Here is an 18381-nt window from a genome sequence, read left to right as displayed (position 1 = left end):
AGATCCGCCACGAGCGGGGCCAGAATCAAGCCGGGACGACCGCCGGACGACCTTGTTCACGCGAAGTTCATCGGAGCCGCGACGCGTCCCGCTCCGGTCCACCCGCTGTTCAGCCGGGCGTCACCCGGCGGCGATCCCGTGCGGCCCGACGGTTGCCCGGTCGGGGACGACGCCGGCCGTACCGGCGTCGTGCAGCGTGGCCTCGCCCTGCACGGCGACCTCAGCCCCGAAGGTCCAGTCGCCCTCGACCGTGAGCGCGGTGGCCGCGCGCAGGGAGGGCGGCCCACAGGGGAACCGGGCGTCGAACGCGGCGATGGTCTTGTAAGGCGCGGGCAGGGTCACCAGGGGGGCGGGGACCTGGGCCACGACGCGGTGGTCGGCGGTCAGGTCGTAGACGTCCGAGCGCAGCACGAGCAGGTCGCTGGTCGTCTTGACGGGCAGGAACCGCTCCCGGCCGACCTCGATGGCCGTGGCCCCCTCGAACACCGCGACGGCGGCACCCATCGCGGACTCGATCTGGACCACCGGGGTCGAGGACGGGTCGGCCGGGTCGACCGTTTTGGCGTTGCGGATCAGCGGCAGCTCCAGCACCCCGCCGGTACGGTCGAGCTCGGCGGCCAGCACCTCGAGGTCGAACCACAGGTTGTTGGTGTGGAAGTACCGGTGACGTGCCGGGTCCAGCGAGACCGCCAGGTCGTCCGGGTGGGTCTGAGCGGTCTCGCGCTGCACGATGCGCCCGTCGGCCTTGCGCACCACGAGCTGCCCGCCCTTGACGTCCGCGGGCGTCTTGAGGCACATCTCGGCCGCGTACGGGGCACCCGAGGTGGCGAACCAGCCTGCGATCCGCGCGTCCGGCGCCGCACCCAGGTTGTCCGCGTTGGACACCGACGCGTACCGGAACCCCGCGTCCAGCAGCGCTCGCACCACACCGGCCGCGTGCAACGCCGGGTACAGGTCGCCGTGCCCCGGCGGGCACCACTCCAGGTCCGGGTCGGCTGGCCACGACACCGGGGTCAGGTCGTCGGCGCGCAGCTTGGGCTCGCGGTTCTGCACGAAGTCCAGGGGCAGACCGTCGAGGGGAAGGTCCTCGTACCGCGCCAGCAACGCCAGCGTGTCGTCCCGCGTGCGGAAGGAGTTCATCAGCAGCAACGGCAGCCGTGCCCCCGTCGCTGCCCGCGCCGCGCGCACCTGGCCCACGATCACGTCCAGGAAGGTCAGGTCCGTCCCGTCCGCCGTGCGGCGCACCGGCAGCAGCGACTTGGCCCGGTCCATGCCCATCGACGTGCCCAGCCCGCCGTTGAGCTTGATGATCGCCGTCTTCGCCAGCGCGTTCGCGGCGTCGTCGTCGGTCAGGTCCAGGTCTGCCGCACGCGCCAGGGGCGGCAGCGGGTCGACGTCCGCTTCCCGCACCAGTCCTGTCGCGCCCGACTCCAGCAACCGGTAGAACCGGCTGAACGTCTCGATCGCCGCGGGCGCCACGCCCGCCTCCGTCATCTTCTCGCGGGCCAGCGCCAGGCCACCGTCGCTCATGCCCCGCACCCTAACGGGACCGGCGCTCGGCTGCGTCCGATCACTCGAAGCGCGTCGGATCCCCCGCTCCGACACGCACCACGTCCGGATAGCCGTCCGACCAGTCGACGACGGTGGTGGGCCGCTCGGGCACCTCTCCTCCGTCGACGACGGCGTCGAGCACGTGGTCGAGATCCTCCTTGATGGTCCACCCGTCGATGAGCGGCTCCGTCTGCCCGGGCAGGATGAGCGTCGAGGACAGCAGCGGCTCGCCGAGCTCGTGCAGCAGGGCCTGCGCCACCCGGTTGTCGGTGATCCGCACGCCCACGGTCTTCTTCTTCGGGTGGGCCAGGCGGCGGGGCACCTCGGGTGTCGCGGGCAGGATGAACGTGTACGGCCCTGGCGTGGCTGCCTTGATCGCGCGGAACGCGCTGTTGTCGAGGTGGACCAGATGCCCGAGCTGGGCGAAGTCCGCGCACACGAGGGTGAAATGGTGCTTGTCGCCGAGCCGCCGCACCTGCCGGATACGGTCGGTGCCGTCGTGGTAGTCCATCCGGCACCCCAGGGCGTAGCCGGAGTCGGTCGGGTACGCGACGAGCGCGCCCTCGCGGAGCAGGGAGGTGACCTGCCCGATCGCCCGCGCCTGGGGGTCGACCGGGTGCACGTCGAAGTAGCGCGCCATGCTCGGCAGGCTACTCCTCGCCGTCCGTGGCGACCCCGGTAGCCTGGACCGATGCCCGCGGATCTCGACCTCACCCGCCTGCGCGTCCTCGCTGCGGTCGCCCGGACGGGCTCCGTCACGGCAGCCGCGCGCGAGCTCGGCGTGGCGCAGCCGTCGGTGAGCCACCATCTGTCCCGCCTGGAGTCGGAAGCGGGCCTGCCGCTGCTCGAACGCGCGGGACGCGGCATTCACCTCACCGAGGCGGGCCGCCTGCTGGCCGTGCGCGCCGAGGAGATCCTCGGCCGTGTCGCGAGCGTGCGCCTCGAGCTCGACGCGCTCGCCGGGCTGCGTGCGGGCCGTGCACGCCTCGCGGCGTTCCCGTCAGCGCTGGCGACCATCGTCCCGACGGCGATCGCCGCTCTCGTGCGCGACCATCCGGGGCTGAGCGTGGGGCTCGTCGAGGCCGAGCCGCCCGAGGCGGTCGATGCGCTGGCCGCGGGCGAGGTCGACGTCGCGCTCGTCTTCGAGCACTCCGACGTTCCGCACGCGGGCGGCGTCGAGGATCTCGCACGGTACTCGGTGACGCCCGTGCTCGACGAGCCGGTCCACCTGGTCCGCCCCGCTGCCGACGACGACGGCAGCTTCCCGCCGCTCGCGGCGCTCTCCGAGTCCGACTGGATCGCGGGCTGCCCGCGCTGCCGGGCCGACCTGGTCGCCCGTTGCGGGGCCGCCGGGTTCGCGCCGCGCATCACGTTCGAGACCGACGACTCGATGGCCGTGCAGGCGCTCGTCGCGGCGGGTGTCGGGGTCAGCCTGCTGCCCGAGCTCGCGTTGCGCGCCCACCGCTCGCCCGGCGTCGTCACCTCGGCTCTGCCGGGGGCGCGCCGGCGTGTGCTCGCGCTGACCCTGGGGAAGCCCACTCCCCCGGCGCGTGAGCTGCTGGTGAGGCTCGTCGCTGCCGGGGCGGCCCACCGGGGAGCTCCGGCTAGCGCACCATCCGGGGCAGCGGCGTCGGCTGGACCCCCGGGATGAGCCGGTCCATCATCCGCAGCAGCGCCGACGCCTGGTAGACCTCCGCTCGGCGGAACCGCCCACCCGACGGTTCGAGGATGCCGACCTGCACGAGCGAGTCGACGACCTTGCGCGCGGTGACCTTCGACGTCGTCAGCGCCGTCTCGAGGTACCGGGCGGTCACCACCGGCTGTTCGACCAGGACCCGGACGGCGGCATGGACGCGGGAGTCGGAACGGAACCGTGCCGTGCGCTGCGCCCAGTCGGCCTCGACGTCGGCGGCCGCGGCGATGACCGACTCGGCCTCCTCGCAGGAACGCGCGAGCGCCTCGGCGAAGTACGTCACGAAGCCGCTCACGGCATCGCCGCGCGCCGCGGGATCGCCGTGGCGGAACGCGGTGAGCTGTCGCACGTACTCGTCGGGGTCGCGGCGCAGCACGACGGACAGCGGCAGCACGCCCTCGTCCAGGAGGCCGGCCCGCGCGAGGTAGCCGTGCACGAGCACGCGCCCGGTGCGGCCGTTCCCGTCCTCGTAGGGGTGGACGGTCTCGAACTGGGCGTGCAGGATCGCGGCCTTGACGAGCGGGTTGTCGCCCGACTCGTTGGCGTAGTCGAGCAGGTCGGCCATGAGCGGGGTGACGCGCCCGGGAGGCGGTGCCACGTAGGACGCCGTCACCTTGGACGTGCCGCCGATCTGCACGTCGACCCCGCGGTAGGCGCCGTCATGCACGTGCGGGGCGATCGTGCGGTGGATCTCGTGGATCGACTCGTGCGTCCACGGCGCGCGCAGGGACCGGACGCCACGGCGCACCGAGTCGAGGTTGCCCAGGATGGTGTGCGCGGTGCCGAGCCGCTCGAACTGGTAGCCCTCGAGCCCGGGGTCGCGATCCTGAAGCTGGGCGACCATCACGTTGCGTGGCGTCTCACGCAACCCCTCCACCCAGGACGACGAGATCGACTCGCTGCGCAGGAGGGTCGCGTAGAGGATCGGCATGGGCCGTTCGCGCAGGCGTTGCCCGATGCGTGCGACGGCGATCGCGACGTCGGAGACGGCGATCATCGCCGCCGCGCTGACGTAGGGGTGCATCGACTCCCCCAGGGGTGCGGGGAAGTAGCGCCGGTAGGTGCCCCCGCGCCTGTCGGCGGAGCGCATCGCCCCGAGGTCGCCCGCCTGGTACTCGCGCTGCCAGAGCGTTCCGTCGCCGTCCGGGGGCATCGCCACGTCCCTTCTTCCGTGTGCGCTTGGGTATAGGTTATCTCGCTATCCTTAACCCTAGGGAGGCTGGGGGCAAGCCTGCGCCGGGGCCAAGCCCCGGTCAGGCGAAGCACGGGCTACACGAGGGAGTCGCGCCACGCCGCGTGGAGCCTGGCGTAGCGGCCGTCCGCCGCGACCAGCTCGGCCGGCGTGCCGTCCTCGACGACGCGGCCGTGCTCCATGACCAGGACGCGGTCGGCGATCGCGACGGTCGACAGGCGGTGGGCGATGATGATCGCGGTGCGCCCCGCCAGCAGCGTCTTCAGGCCACGCTGCACGAGCCGCTCGCCCGGGATGTCGAGCGACGAGGTCGCTTCGTCGAGCACCAGGACGGCGGGGTTGGCGAGGAACGCCCGGGCGAACGACAGGAGCTGGCGCTGCCCCGCAGAGACGCGTCCTCCGCGCTTGTTGACGTCGGTGTCGTAGCCCTCGGGCATCGCGACGATGAAGTCGTGGGCACCGACGGCGCGCGCGGCCGCCTCGATGTCGGCCTGGGCGGCGCCGGGCCGGCCGAGAGCGATGTTGTCGCGCACGGACCCGCTGAAGAGGTACGCCTCCTGGGTCACCATGACGACCGCGCGCCGCAGGTCGGGGGTGGCCAGGTCGCGCACGTCGACGTCGTCGAGCAGGACGCTGCCCGCCGTGGCGTCGTAGAAGCGCGTGACGAGCTTGGCGAGGGTGGACTTGCCGGCCCCGGTGGTACCGACGAGGGCCACCGTCTGCCCCGCGGGGATGTGCAGGTCCAGGCTGGGCAGCACGACGGGCCCGCTGCCGTAACGGAACGTGACGTGGTCGAGGCGGACGTCGCCGCGGGCATCGGGCAGCGGCGTCGGGCTGACGGGCTCGACCACGGTGGGTTCCTCGGCGAGCAGGCCGGAGAGCTTCTCCAGGGCGGCCGAGGCCGACTGGAAGGAGTTGTAGAACATGCCGACCTGCTGGATGGGCTGGAAGAACCGCTTGACGTACAGCAGGGCGGCGACGAGCACCCCGACGGGCAGGTCGCCGTTCAGCGCCCGCCACCCGCCGTAGCCGAGCGCCGCGACGACGGTGAGGTTGCCGATGAGCACCAGACCGGGCTGGTAGCGGCCGTTGAGGGAGAACGTGTCCAGGTTGGCCTCCCGGTAGTCCTCGGCGTAGCGCCCGTACTCGCGCTCGGTCGTGGCCTCGCGGCGGAACGCCTGGACGGCGCGCATGCCCGTCATCGTCTCGACGAACTTGACGATGAGGCGCGCGGAGGCGGTGCGCTGCCGGCGGTAGAACACCTGCGAACGCTTCTGGAACCAGCGGGTCAGCAGCCACGCGGGCACCATCGCGACGAGCAGCACGGCGCCCGAGCGCCAGTCCACCAGGGCGAGGCCCACGGCGGTGAACACCATGGTCAGCACCGAGGAGACGACGCCGGTCAGGCCGCCGTCGAGCAGCTCGCGCAGCGCCTCCAGGTCCGACGTCTGCCGGGAGATGATGCGCCCCGAGGTGTACGACTCGTGGAACTCCAGGCTCAGCCTCTGCGTCTGGCGGAACACGCGCCGGCGCAGCTCCAGCAGCACGGCCTGGGAGATCACGGCGGCGGCCCGCACATACGCCCCGTTGGCGAGACCGGCCGCGACCGCGGCGACCACCATGAGCACGCCGTAGCTGACCAGCGGCCCGGAGCGGCCGTCGTCGAGCGCGGGCAGGGCGTGGTCGATGGTCGCCGCGACGAGGGCCGGCCCGGCGACCTGGCCGAGCGTGGACGCGACGACGAGCACCGCCGACCAGGCCAGCCGCCGCCCGTGGGGGCGCAGCAGGTCGCCGAGCAGCCCCAGCGACCGGGCGCGCACCGCTCGTGCCGCGGCGCGGTCCAGCGTGTCCTCTGCGGCCTCGTTGTTCGTGGCGCTCACAGCCGCGCTCCCGTCGCCTCGTCGTCGTGCAGGTCCGTCTCTGCCTCGCCCGCCAGGCCCGGCCCGAGGTCCGGCTCCGGGAGCGTGCCGACGCCGTGCCGGGCGGCGTCGTCCTCCAGGCTGGAGATGACGTACCGGTAGTGCGGGTCGGCGGCCAGGAGCTGCGAGTGCGTGCCGACGGCGGTGATCCGCCCGTCCTGCAGCACCGCGACACGGTCCGCGAGCGCCACCGTGGACGGCCGGTGGGCGATGACGAGGGTGGTGGTGTGGGTGAGGGTTTGCCGTAGGCGGGTGGTGACGGCTTCTTCGGTGGTGACGTCGAGTGCGGAGAGGGGGTCGTCGAGCACGAGGACGTGGGGGTGGGCGGCGATGGCGCGGGCGAGGGCGAGGCGTTGGCGTTGTCCGCCGGACAGGGACAGGCCTTCTTCGCCGATGCGGGTTTCGACGCCGTGGGGCAGGCGGGTGGCGAAGTGTGCTTGGGCGACGTCGAGTGCTTCGGTGAGGCGTTCGTTCTTGGTGGTGTCGGGGAGGGTGTCGTCGACGCCGAGGAGGACGTTCTCGCGGACGGTGGCGGAGAAGAGGGTGGGGTCTTCGAAGGCGACGGCGACGGTGCGGCGGACGTCGGCGCGGCGGAGGTGTCGCACGTCGGTGCCGTCGATCTCGACGGTGCCGCCGGTGACGTCGTAGAGGCGTGGGATGAGCATGGCGAGGGTGGACTTGCCGGAGCCGGTGAGGCCGACGAGGGCGGTGGTGGTGCCGGCGGGCAGGTCGAGGTCGACGTGGTGCAGGACGGGGGTGGTGGCGTCGTCGTAGCGGAAGGTGACGTCGCGCAGGCGGACGTGGCCGCGGGGTTGCCCGGGTTCGGTGGGGTGGTCGGGGTCGGTGAGCGGGTTGGTGGTGGTGAGGACGTCGAAGTATCTGTCGACGGCGGTGCGGGCGTTGAGGGTCATGGACAGGGTCATGCCGAGGTCGACGACGGGGCCGTTGATGACGGCGGCGGTGGCGAAGAACGCGGTGAGGGCGCCGATGGTGATGGTGCCGTGGTGGGCTTGGAGGGTTCCGAGGACGAGGCAGGCGGCGAGGGTGAGCTCGGGGATGAGGGTGAGGGCGACGTTGACGGAGGCCTGGGCGCGGGCTTTGGCGAGCTCGGTGGTGCGGAGGCGTTCGGCCTGTCCGGTGAACGAGGCGAGGGCGTCGCGGCCGCGGCCGAAGGCTTTGAGGACGCGGATGCCGTGGACGGACTCTTCGACGGTGGTGGCGAGGTCGCCGGACTGGTCCTGGGAGCGGCGGGCGATGACGCGGTAGCGGCGTGAGAAGCGGTAGGTGATGACGGTGACGGGGATGGCTCCGGCGAGGTAGACGAGTCCGAGCCATCCGGTGGTGGTGACGAGCAGGGTGACGCCGACGACGACGGTGGCGCAGGAGACGACGAGCTGGAGGAGGCCGAAGACGAGCCAGCGGCGCAGCAGCCCGAGGTCGGACATGGAGCGGGAGAGCAGCTGGCCGCCTGCCCAGCGGTCGTGGAAGGCGATGGGCAGGTCTTGCAGGTGGCGGAACAGGGCCATGCGCATGTCGGCTTCGACGCGGGTGCCGGGCAGCATGACGAGGTTGCGTCGTACGAGGATGAGTCCTGCCTCGGCGAGGCCGAGGGCGAGGACGGCTGCGATCGCTGCCCAGAGTGCTGTGGTGTCGTGGGTGCGTGTGCTCGCGGCGAGCGGGCCGTCGACGAGTCGTTGGAGCACGCGCGGGATGGCGAGGGCGGCGAGCGAGGCGCCGAGTGCGGAGAGCATGCCGGCGACGAGTCGTGGCAGGGCGGGGCGCACGAACGGCTTGAGCCGGCGCAGGGCGGCGAGGGCCGAGGGGGTGGCGCCTGCGGCGGGCGTGCCGGGGCGTGCCGGGGCGGGCGCGGTCGCGCCGGTGTTGGTGGGCATCACCGACATTCTGCACCCGCGGTGAACGAACCCGTTGCCTGGGTCATCGGTGTTGGCCGACCGGGGCGTGCGCGGGCCGGTGTGCGGTGGTGTGCGGTGGCGTGCGCCGATGTGCGCCGGTCAGGCGGCGGGACGCCAGGACAGGTCGGGGATGTGCGGGACGAGGTGGAGCTCCATCCCGGCTTCCTGCGGCGTCCGGTCGGCCTTGCGGGCGTTGCACGTGTTGCACGCGGCGACGAGGTTGAGCCAGGAGGAGGCTCCCCCGCGCGACCGGGGCAGCACGTGGTCGACGGTGTCGGCGGGGCCGCCGCAGTAGGCGCACCGCCCGTCGCGGGCACGCACACCGGCTTTGGTGCAGGCGGGGGCGTGGTCGCGCCGGTACCGCCAGCGCATGGTCACGTACCGCACCAGGCGTAGCACGCGCGGCAGCGGGTAGGGGCCGAAGGTGCGCCCAACGACGGACTCTTCGACGACCGCGACCCCGCGCACGAGCATGTGGATCGCGTGGCGCACGGACACGCGGTGCAACGGCTCGTAGCCGGCGTTGAGGACTAGCACGTCTGCCATGGCCGCCTCCCGGGTGTGGGACGTCGTCGTCGGGTGAGTGGTCATGCCCCAGGACGACGGAAGCCGCCCAGGGACGTGTCCCTGCGACGGCTTCGGGGCTGGCCGGGCTGTGCCCGGTCAGGCGTGATGCGGGCCGCAGGAATGGTCGATGAGGTCGGTGCGGTGCAGGTCGAACCGCCGCTGCGCGCCGAGCCCCGGGGGGACGACGACACCGTGCGTGCGCGAGACGGTGCTCGACGTGACGCTCATGGCCGCCCTCCTTCCGTCCGTGTGCCCGACGCCGTCCGGCGGCGAGCGTGCTCGTACGTGCAGCGCGTGCGCCCTGCATCCGCACAGAATCTACGCGTCGTCGGCGCCCGAGGCCAGAGGTTTCGACCGACACCACATTCCGCTGCTCCCCCGCCCGTGCGCCCTACCATCGACGCATGGATCTGACCGTGGCTGCCCTCAGGCGCGTGGGCACCGTCGTGGTGCTCGGTTCCGTGCTCGGCGGGATGTTCGCCGGCAGGCGGGGCCGCGCCCGCGAACAGGCCCGGCTCGCCGAGCTCCAGGCCGAGCTCGCGCGACTGGAACGCGACGCCGGCTCGGCGCTGGTACGCACCGACGAGCGGCTGCGCCTGGCCGACGACGAGGCCGGCTACGCGCTCGCACAGCTCGGCGAGCAGGACGCGCACGAGCTGTCGGTCGCGCTCGCCCAGGCACGCGGTCACCTGCAGGAGGCGTTCCACCTTCAGCAGCTCTTGCACGATGCGATCCCCGACACCGACGCGGAACGCCACGAGTGGTACACCCGGATCCTCGAGCTGTGCCGCACCGCGGAGGCCATCGCCGGTGAGCAGGGTGCCGCCCTGGCCGCCCGCCGCGCCGCGGCCGGGCGCACGCCGGCCGCGCTCGCCCAGGTGCGCGCCGAGGCCGACCGGCTGCGCGCCGCCCTGCCCGGCGCCGAGACGACTCTGACGGGTCTGCGCTCGCGCTACACCGACGCGGCCTTGCAGGCCGTGGCGGCCAACCCCGAGCAGGCCGCACGACTGCTGGAGTTCGCGGTCCGCAGCGCCGAGGTCGCCGCGAGGAAGCTTGCCGAGTCCCGGGGCCGCGACGCCGAGTCCGCGGCGACGGCGGCCGCCGACGCGGCCCGCCGCGCGCAGGGGCTGCTCGAGGCGGTCGACAGGTTCGAGATGGAGGCCCTGGCCGCCGAGGCGACGCTCGGCGCGATGATCGCAGAGTCGCGCGAGGAGATCGCCGCCGCCCGGGCCATACCGGCCGCGCAGCGTGCCGGCGCCGTCGACGCCGCGATCGGCAGCCTGGAGCAGGCGCTCGCCGAGCTTCCCGCGCCCGGTGCTCCGTCCGACCCCGTCGGCGGGCTCACCCGCGTGCGGCAGGCGAACACCGCGCTCGACGACGCCGTGGCGGCCGTCACGGAGGCCGGGCGGCGCGCGCAGGCCGCCAGCGCCCAGCTGGGCACCGCGCTCGACGACGCGGAACGCCAGGTGCTCGCCGCGCGGCGGGCCGTGGACGACTATCGGGCCCCCGTCGGCCCGCAGGCTCGCACCCGCCTCGCCGAGGCCGAACGCGAGCTGACCGAGACACGCGCCGAGACCGACCCGGAACGACGGCTCGCCCGGGCCCGCCGCGCGGCGTCCCTCGCCGCGGAGGCGGCGGCGATCGCGCACCGCGACATCGCCAACCAGGGGTACGGGCAGGGGTACGGGCAGGGGTACGGCGGCTGGCAGGGCGCTCAGCAGCGATCAGGTGGTGACGTGCTGGGCGGGATCCTTGGCGGCATGGTGCTGGGCGGGATCCTCGACGGCATCGGGGACCTCTTCGACTGACCTCGGCCGGCCAGGAGACCTCGGCCGGCCAGGAGACCTCGACCGGCCACGAGACCGCGGGAGGACGCATGACGGAGCGAAGGCGCACGCAGGTGCGGGTCAGCGGGCGGGTGCAGGGAGTCGGCTTCCGCTGGTGGACGTGCGACGCCGCCCGCGCCGCCGGGCTCGCCGGCTGGGTGCGCAACCTGCCGGGCGGCGACGTCGAGGCCGAGATCGAGGGAGACGCCGACGACGTCGCGCGCCTGCTGGTCGCGTTGCGCTCAGGTCCGCCGCTCGCGCACGTCACCGCCATCCACGTGCAGGACATGCCGGCGCTGGGCGAGGACGGGTTCCGGATCGCCCGGTGAGGTGTGAGCCGCGCCTCGTTCACGGCAGTGGCGCGGTGCGATCGCTCACGAGCGACCGGAGCCCGCCCAGGCGTGGGCCCCGCAGCTCTTCGAGCCGCCTGCGCGAGTGAACCCGCTGGCCAGCGCCGTGACCACGACCGGGGTGGCGACGGCGGCCCGCGACCGCTCCGGCCAGCGGCGATGCGATCCGCACCGCGCGCCCACCTGACAATCAACAGCCCCAGGCATAGCCGGTTCTTTGCCTAAGCCATACCCGCTCGGGGCATGTCAAGCCGAGGGCGCAATTCGTCGCCAGCCCACCCGGCACCCGACGCCCCGCGGCCCCCTCCCCCCGCCCTGCCCTCGTTACGTTGAGGCACCTCCGGACGGCCACGCGGCCGTCCGGGACGACCCAACGGATGTACGGGAGGTGCTGTCGATGCGGCTGCGGAAAGCGATCGCGGGGATCGCGGTGGTTGCGGCGGGAGTCACGGTCGGGCTCGAGATCACGGCCCGCCCGGCCCTGGCCGACGGCGCAGATCACGCCCCGAGCACGCCGGCGGTCCTCCTCCGGGAGGACTTCCGCGGACCCACGCTTCACAACGACTTCGACCTCCTGGACCACGCGGGGCTGACGAACGCCCCCGACGGGACCCCCGAAGCGCCCAAGCTCGGCAAGGACCTCAAGACCAGCGCAGGCGATGCCATCCCCGTCGACGAGCGGGTGCTCCAGGGCAGCGCCCGACGCGGCGCTCCGCCCAGGTCGGCCGACCCCGCCGACCGCAACGGCTACCTCCAGCTCACCGACAACAACCACGACAAGGTGGGCGGCGTCGTCTACGACAAGCCGCTCAGGACCGAGGGTGGGCTGGACATCACCTTCGAGATGTACCAGTACCACACCACGACCCCGGAGGGAGCCGCAGTGCGCAAGCACGCCTCGGCACACCCCGCCGACGGGATCGGGTTCTTCATCGTCGACGGGTCCGCGACGCTGACCAAGGCGGGAGCCTACGGCGGCTCGCTCGGGTACGCGCAGAAGTACGACGAGTGGGCCAGCGGCGAGGCCCGATGGAAGGAAGGCGTCGCCGGCGGCTACCTCGGCATCGGCTTCGACGTGCTCGGCAACTTCATCCAGGACGCGACCGAGTGCCGCGGTGGTTCGCGCACGGCCACCGACGAGTGCGCGCTCGTGGACAGCCAGTCGCCGGCCGGAGCATCCTGGGGCGACAACGTCCCCAACACCATCACGCTACGCGGTCCGGGCAACGGGTTCAGCGGCTACCCGTACCTCGCGTCGACCGTCGAGAAGGTCCCCGGCGTGGAAACGCCTCGCAGCTTCCTCCCCAAGCTCATGGGCAACCCAGAGGCCACGGACCCGGGGGACGCCCGGCGCCAGGTCCGCGTGACCCTCGAACCACGCCCGGGCACGGGCCCGACGGTGAAGGTCTACGTCGAGTTCGAGCCCGACGGCACGCTCACCGAGGACGACCACGTGCTCACGCACCACATGACGCAGCCGATGCCGAAGACGTTCAAGTTCGGCTTCGCAGGGTCGACCGGCGACTTCACCGACGTGCACCTCATCCGGACCCTCGAGATCTCCACGCTCGTGCCCGCCCACCCGGGCGTCCGCATCGACAAGGACGCGCTCGACGTCCCGGCAGACGCGTGCAGCGCCGGCTCCGCCCCGAGCGCTCCGGCGGCCGCCCAAGAGCCCGGGGCGCGCACCTACGACGTCGACGACGTCGTCTGCTATCGCTTCACGGTGTCGAACACGGGCGACACCGAGCTGACCGATCTCGTCGTCACCGACGCCCAGATCGGATACGAGGCGACGATCGACTCGCTCGGGGTGCCGGGAGGCGGCCGCGACACCGTGACGCTCTACGCCACCCACCGGATCAGACAGGAGGAGGCCGCCACGGCCGCGGGCACATCGTCGGGGACGTTCGTCAACACCGCCACCGTCACGACCACGTTCGGTGGCGCACCGTACTCCGACTCCGACGACGCCTCCGTTCCCGTCGCCCCTGCGCCGTCCTGCGTCGAGACGGACGGCCCGGCCGGCACCTGCGAGTCATCCCCGCCCGCGGACGGCATCGTCCTGCCCGCCGTCGGCGGAGCGCCTTCGGCCGTCGGGCCCGTCGCGCTCGCCGTCGCCGCGGCGCTGACGGCCTTCCTCGCCGTCGGCTTGCGACGCAAGACGACCCACCGCGTCCGCTGAAGAACGACCACGAACGCACCTCCTCGCCTGCCGGGGATCCGAGACACCCGAAGGAACTGCAATGAACCGACGTCCTCGCGGGCGGATCGCCGCCCTTCTCGCGGCAGCGCTCGCCCTCGCCGCGATCCCCCTGCCCGCACACGCCGGCCCCGTCGTCGGCGGTCCCGCCACCGGAACGCTGGTCATCACCAAGCTCGCAGAACGCGGCAGCGCCGGTGACGCGGGGAAGGGACAGGCTCTCAGCGAGGTCCCGAGCGTCGGGATCGGCGGCGTCACGTTCACGCTCGAGCGCGTGCCCGACGTCGACCTGCACACCGAGCAGGGATGGGCGAAGGCGGCCGCCTACGCCGGCGGGATCGAAGGGCTGGACGCCGCCGCGGACATCCGCGACGTCCTCACCGACGGCGGACGCTCCACCCTGGAGGCCTTCAGCACGACGGCGCCCTTCACCACCGGGCCCTCCGGCACGGTGCGGATCGAGGGCATCCCCGTGGGGCTCTATCTCGTGACCGAGGTGAGCGGCCCCTCGAACGCCCACCTCGGCCCGCCGTTCCTCGTCACGCTCCCGATCGCGCACCCTGAGCATCCCGCGACGTGGGAGTACACCGTGCACGTCTACCCGAAGAACCACGTCGACTGGCTCACGAAGACCGTCAAGGACTCGGCGACCTTCAGCGGCGGCGAGGAGTTCACCTACGACCTCGTCGCCGACGTTCCAGAGGGCGCGCAGTCGCTGACGATCTCGGACACGCTCGACGAGCGGCTCACGTTCGGCAAGGTCACGCACCTGCTGACGCAGGCGACCGACGGCGGCGCTCTGGCCGAGACCGACTGGCAGGGCACCGTCACGCACTCCCCCGACGGCGCGATCTCCGTGACCTTCGACGCCGCGACGCTCGCCGCCCAGGCGCGCGTCGGCGTGCGGATCTCGGTCAGCGCGAACGCCCACGGGGTGATCGACAACGTGGCGCACTATGCGTTCACGCTCGCCAACGCCGACGTGCTCGAAGGCGCGTCGAACGAGGTCCTGACCAAGTGGGCGACGCTGCGCGTCACCAAGGTCAGCTCGGCCGACGGGTCCCTCCTGGAGGGAGCCACGTTCGACCTGTACACCGGCGACACCCACGCGAGGTCCGCGTACCGGGTCGCGTCGGGAACGACGGGGACTGACGGTGTCGCCGAGTTCCTCGTCCGGTACGACGACTTCGCCGACAACGGCCCGATCGACGACCTGCAGTACTGGATCGTCGAGACCAGTCCCCCGCAGGGCCACGTCCTGGACGCGACTCCCGTCCCGGTCCTGGCCGAGACCTTCCGCGACGGCGTCTACGCGCTGACCGTCGAGAACGCTCCGACGCCGCCGTTCGCGCTGCCCACGATCGGCGGCAGCCGCGCCGTCCTGCCCGTCCTCGCGCTCATGGTCGTGGCCGGCGGTGCCGCCTGGCTCGTCCGCTCGCGGCGCGCTCACGGCTGACGCCACGCAGCGGACCGGTGCGGCCCCGAGATCGTCACTCCCGGGGCCGCACCCACCACCGAAGACCCGGACAAGGCACGAGGAAGGAACGACGATGGCGCAGCACCGCACTCCGCGCACCCCAGCGGGCCGGAAGGCTCTGGCCGGCCGGGTCGCCGTCGCCGTCGCGGTGCTCGCCGCCCTCGCCGTCTGGCAGTGGAACCCGGCGCTCGCCTGGTTCAACGACCGTGGCGCCGCCCACCGCACCGCCGAGTTCACCATTGCCCAGGCGGCGACGCCGTCGGCGCGGCAGGATGCCCAGCTCGCCGCCGCCCAGCGGTACAACGCGTGGCTCGCTGCGGGCGGGGCGGGCACCCTGGGCCACGAGCTGCACGAGCTCGGCGCCGCGGACGAGACCACACCCGAGTACCGCCGGTACCAGGAGCTGCTCTCCGTGGACGGCACGCCGCTCATGGCCGACGTCGCCGTCGGGTCGATCGGCACCCGCGTGCCCGTCGTGCACGGAACCTCTCCCGCGGCGCTGGAGACCAGCGCCGGCCACCTGTACGGGACGTCGCTGCCCGTGGGCGGTCCGTCGTCGCACGCGGTGATCGCGGCGCACTCGGGGTGGAACAGGGCGACGCTCTTCAACCGGCTCTCCCAGGTCGAGATCGGCGACGTGTTCACGATCGCGGTCATGGGCCGTCAGCTCGCCTACGAGGTCGTCGCGATCACCCCGGTCAGGGCGACCGAGTCCACCGACCTCATCGGCATCGAGGAGGGCAAGGACCTGGTGACCCTCACGACATGCTTCCCGACCTACGTCAACACCCACCGGCTCCTGGTGCGCGGCGAGCGCACCGCCGACCCGGCACCCGACCCCGGCCGTGCGCTCGCGCACACGGCCGGCGCCCACCCGGGCTTCCCGTGGTGGGCCGCGATCACCGGCGGCGGAAGCGCCGGCGTGATGGCGCTGGCCCTGTGGCCCACCCGACGCACGACCACACCCAACTACCACGGGAGGCACCTGTGAGGAAGCACCTCACTCCCTGGATCGTCGCGCTCGTCGCGGTCGTCGCGCTGCTGCTCGACGTCCCCGCGGCAGCCGCGGCGGTCGACCCCGACCGCTCCTGCACCCTGACGGTGCGCGCCTCCGGGCTCGACGCCACCGGCTCACCGTCGGGCACGCCCGGCGCCGGGCTCACCCTCGTCGTCGAGCGTGTGCCCGGGCTGGACCTGACCACCCCCGAGGGCCGGGACGCCGCACGGGACCTTCTCGGCACCGACACCGCCTCCGTCGCCGCAGAGCAGGTGGCGCAGGCCGTCACGGACGGCACCGGCGAGGTCGTGTTCCGCAACCTCGCGGTGGGGCTGTACCGGGTGCGCGAGGTCGCCCCGGCGGGGCTCGACACCGTCGACCCGTTCCTCGTCATGCTCCCGACGGCCGACCCCGACACCGACGGCCGGTGGCTCTACGACGTCGTCGCCTACCCCAAGGCGGCGAGGACGCGGTCGCACGCCGTGTACGACCTGGCGCTGCGCACCTGGGTGTCGGAGATCTGGCGCGACGGCACGCTGATCTTCGAGCGCATGGCCCCGACGACGCACCCGGGCCCCGACTTCGTGGTCCCGCACGTCACCTTCGACCGCGACGACGTCGACATCCAGGTGGGCGACCTCGTGGTGCACGACATCCACCTGTTCAACCAGGGCAACCGCACGGCTCGCGTCGACGAGATCGTCAGCTACTTCGGCGACGGCCTCGACCACGCCGCCACGCAGTACATGAACACCGTCCCGGGGCACGACAACGACGGCTGGCAGCTGGGTACTGACGGGCTGTGGCACCTGTCGCTCGAAGACGCCGGCATCGTCCTGGCCCCCCACGAGGAGTACGAGGTCCACCACACGCTGCGCGTCACGCCGCAGGCCCTCGCCACGGGCGCCGACAGCGCCGTCGTGCCGAGCTTCGCCGAGATCTCGAAGTTCAGCGGCTGGGTCCCGGCCCAGGCCGAGACCGCGAGCGCCGGGTCGTCTTCCGGCGACGTCATGTCCGTTCCGGACTCGGGTGTCGTGGCCGCGGGGTGGGCGGCGCAGCCTCTGCTCGGGGACCGGTTCGACGGGGTCGTGGGCACCTGGGGGGCGGTCGCGGACGTCGACTCGACCCCTGACCGTGTCAATGGTGCGGTGGAGGGTTCGGCGCTCGTGTACCACTCGTGGGAGGACAACGAGATCGGTGAGTCGAACACGTCGATGAGCCCGGACGACGGGGTGCGCGACTATGACAACGACGAGGACGACCACGACGGGGCCTTGCTGCTGGTGGTGGGTTCCGCGCCGTCCGGGGTGTCCCCGGTGGGCAGGTTCCTGCCGCGGACCGGTGCCGATGTGGCGGTGATGCTTGCTGTGGCGGGTGGGCTGGTCGTCGCGGGGGGTGCCGTGGTGCGGGTCGCGGGGCGGCGGCGCGGTTCGGACTGCTGAGGGGTGGTGGTCGCGGGCTGCCGGTGGCCGGCTGGGTAGCATCGGCGCATGCCGACGCCGGAGCGTGACTCGCGGGGACCGGTGGTGTGGTCGGGGCAGTTCGTGCTCGTGACGGTGGTGAACACGGCGGTGATGGCCGTCTTCTACACGTTCATGGCGCTCATGGCGGTGTTCGCGGCGGACGTGCTGGGTGCGGGCGGGGCGGCGGCCGGGCTGGCGGCGTCGGTGTTCGTGGTGGCGGCGTTGGTGGCGCGGTTCGGGGCGGGGCGGGTCGTGGACGTGTTCGGCCCGCGCCGGGTGCTGGTGGTGTCGCTGGGGGTGTTCGCGGCGGCGGGGGCGGCGTATCTGGTGTCCGACTCGCTGGGCGCGTTGCTGGCGGTGCGTGCGGTGCACGGGTTCGCGTTCGGGGTTGCGACGACGGCGACGAACACCGCGGCGCAGCTTCTGCTTCCGGAGGCTCGCCGGGCCGAGGGGACGGGCTATTTCACTCTCGGGTTGCCCCTGGCGTCGGCGGCGGGGCCGCCTGCGGCGTTCCTGGTGGTCGACCGGTTCGGGTACGACTGGTTGTTCGCGGGGGCGGCCGTGGTCGCGGCGGGGGCGTTCGGGGCGGCGCTGGCCGTGACGGCGCCGCGTGCGGTCGTGTCTCGTGAGCCGCGGGGGGTCGTCGCCGGCGGGTCGTGGCGGGATGCGGGGATCGTGGAGCCGCGTGTGGCGAGCATCGGTGTTCCCGTCCTGCTGCTGGGTGTTGCCGCGTCGGTCGTGCTGACGTTCACCTATCCCCTGGCGCAGTCCGTGGGTGCGCCGGCGGCGGCGGGGGCGTTCTTCGTCGTGTATGCGGCCGCGGTGCTGGCGTCGCGTCTTGCGGCGGGCCCGATCCAGGACCGGTTCGGTTCCGGCGTCGTCGTGTACCCGGCTCTGGCGGCTCTGACCGCGTCGTTCGTGGTGCTGGGTTTCGCGCGGTCGGGGGTGCAGGTCGCGGCGGCGGGGGTGCTGGTGGGGTTCGGGCACGGGGTGCTGGTGCCGGCGTTCCAGGTGGAGGCGGTGCGCCTGGCCGGTCCGTTGCGCACGGGGGTGGCGGTCGGGACGTTCTTCCTCTTCCTCGACCTCGGTACGGGGGTGGGCCCGGTGGTGATGGGCCGCGTCGTGGAGGCGTCGTCGTACCGGGCGATGTACGTGGCGACGGCGGTGCTGGGCGGCGCCGCCGCCCTCGCGTGGCGGCTGCGGCGCGGCCGCGCGTCCGGGCGGCACTGA

General features: G+C 73.1%; 15 protein-coding genes. 8 read left to right on the top strand and 7 right to left on the bottom strand.

The features are described 5' to 3' along the window. Positions 1 to 120: 120 nt before the first annotated feature. Together ET495_RS04555 and ET495_RS04550 are read right to left on the bottom strand one after the other, a co-directional pair. Positions 121 to 1530: a UTP--glucose-1-phosphate uridylyltransferase gene (locus ET495_RS04555; RefSeq protein WP_129202981.1), complete on the bottom strand. Its 1410-nt coding sequence runs from the start codon at positions 1528 to 1530 to the stop codon at positions 121 to 123. Positions 1531 to 1570: 40 nt separating this feature from the next. Further along, a complete protein-coding gene (locus ET495_RS04550) occupies positions 1571 to 2191 on the bottom strand; it encodes an L-threonylcarbamoyladenylate synthase (protein ID WP_129202979.1) in 621 nt (206 codons plus the stop codon). 51 nt (positions 2192 to 2242) lie between these two features. Between ET495_RS04550 and ET495_RS04545 the strand changes: the two genes are divergently transcribed. Beyond that, the gene (locus ET495_RS04545) at positions 2243 to 3202 is read left to right on the top strand and encodes a LysR family transcriptional regulator (RefSeq protein WP_129202977.1); all 960 of its coding nucleotides are present in this window, start codon (positions 2243 to 2245) and stop codon (positions 3200 to 3202) included. Here ET495_RS04545 and ET495_RS04540 read toward each other — a convergent pair. From ET495_RS04540 to ET495_RS19125, 5 genes are all read right to left on the bottom strand, one after another. Beyond that, a complete protein-coding gene (locus ET495_RS04540) occupies positions 3156 to 4397 on the bottom strand; it encodes a Fic family protein (protein WP_245993407.1) in 1242 nt (413 codons plus the stop codon). The genes ET495_RS04545 and ET495_RS04540 overlap by 47 nt on opposite strands. A 116-nt stretch (positions 4398 to 4513) precedes the next feature. Beyond that, a complete protein-coding gene (locus ET495_RS04535; protein WP_129202973.1) occupies positions 4514 to 6316 on the bottom strand; it encodes an ABC transporter ATP-binding protein in 1803 nt (600 codons plus the stop codon). Further along, positions 6313 to 8247 (bottom strand): ABC transporter ATP-binding protein, encoded by a 1935-nt coding sequence (locus ET495_RS04530; protein ID WP_342770148.1) that lies wholly within the window; start codon positions 8245 to 8247, stop codon positions 6313 to 6315. The genes ET495_RS04535 and ET495_RS04530 overlap by 4 nt, the downstream gene beginning before the upstream one ends. A gap of 120 nt (positions 8248 to 8367) precedes the next feature. Continuing rightward, positions 8368 to 8814 (bottom strand): HNH endonuclease, encoded by a 447-nt coding sequence (locus ET495_RS04525; protein WP_129202969.1) that lies wholly within the window; start codon positions 8812 to 8814, stop codon positions 8368 to 8370. A gap of 117 nt (positions 8815 to 8931) precedes the next feature. Further along, positions 8932 to 9063 carry a hypothetical protein gene (locus tag ET495_RS19125; protein WP_281276171.1) on the bottom strand — a complete coding sequence of 44 codons (132 nt, stop codon included), beginning with the start codon at positions 9061 to 9063 and terminating at the stop codon, positions 8932 to 8934. A gap of 176 nt (positions 9064 to 9239) precedes the next feature. Here ET495_RS19125 and ET495_RS04520 point away from each other — a divergent pair, with 176 nt between their 5' ends. The 7 genes from ET495_RS04520 to ET495_RS04490 all read left to right on the top strand — a co-directional run bounded on the left by ET495_RS04520 (position 9240) and on the right by ET495_RS04490 (position 18381). Further along, positions 9240 to 10643 (top strand): hypothetical protein, encoded by a 1404-nt coding sequence (locus ET495_RS04520; RefSeq protein ID WP_129202967.1) that lies wholly within the window; start codon positions 9240 to 9242, stop codon positions 10641 to 10643. Between the two features lie 68 nt (positions 10644 to 10711). Beyond that, positions 10712 to 10990: an acylphosphatase gene (locus ET495_RS04515; RefSeq protein WP_129202965.1), complete on the top strand. Its 279-nt coding sequence runs from the start codon at positions 10712 to 10714 to the stop codon at positions 10988 to 10990. A gap of 418 nt (positions 10991 to 11408) precedes the next feature. Continuing rightward, on the top strand, positions 11409 to 13196 hold the full coding sequence (locus ET495_RS04510) for a DUF7507 domain-containing protein (RefSeq protein ID WP_129202963.1): 1788 nt from the start codon (positions 11409 to 11411) through the stop codon (positions 13194 to 13196). A gap of 61 nt (positions 13197 to 13257) precedes the next feature. Beyond that, positions 13258 to 14670: a SpaH/EbpB family LPXTG-anchored major pilin gene (locus ET495_RS04505; RefSeq protein ID WP_129202961.1), complete on the top strand. Its 1413-nt coding sequence runs from the start codon at positions 13258 to 13260 to the stop codon at positions 14668 to 14670. A 94-nt stretch (positions 14671 to 14764) separates the two neighbouring features. Further along, a complete protein-coding gene (locus ET495_RS04500; RefSeq protein WP_129202959.1) occupies positions 14765 to 15682 on the top strand; it encodes a class C sortase in 918 nt (305 codons plus the stop codon). Next, complete coding sequence (locus tag ET495_RS04495) at positions 15679 to 17130, top strand: isopeptide-forming domain-containing protein (RefSeq protein WP_129202957.1); 1452 nt, start codon at positions 15679 to 15681, stop codon at positions 17128 to 17130. The genes ET495_RS04500 and ET495_RS04495 overlap by 4 nt, the downstream gene beginning before the upstream one ends. A gap of 48 nt (positions 17131 to 17178) precedes the next feature. Further along, positions 17179 to 18381, top strand: a complete 1203-nt coding sequence (locus ET495_RS04490) for an MFS transporter (protein ID WP_129202955.1) — start codon at positions 17179 to 17181, stop codon at positions 18379 to 18381.

The organism is Xylanimonas allomyrinae (assembly GCF_004135345.1).
GTDB lineage: Bacteria > Actinomycetota > Actinomycetes > Actinomycetales > Cellulomonadaceae > Xylanimonas > Xylanimonas allomyrinae.
The sequence above is the reverse complement of the archived record's forward strand: the minus strand, read 5'-3'. Positions and strand labels throughout refer to the sequence as shown.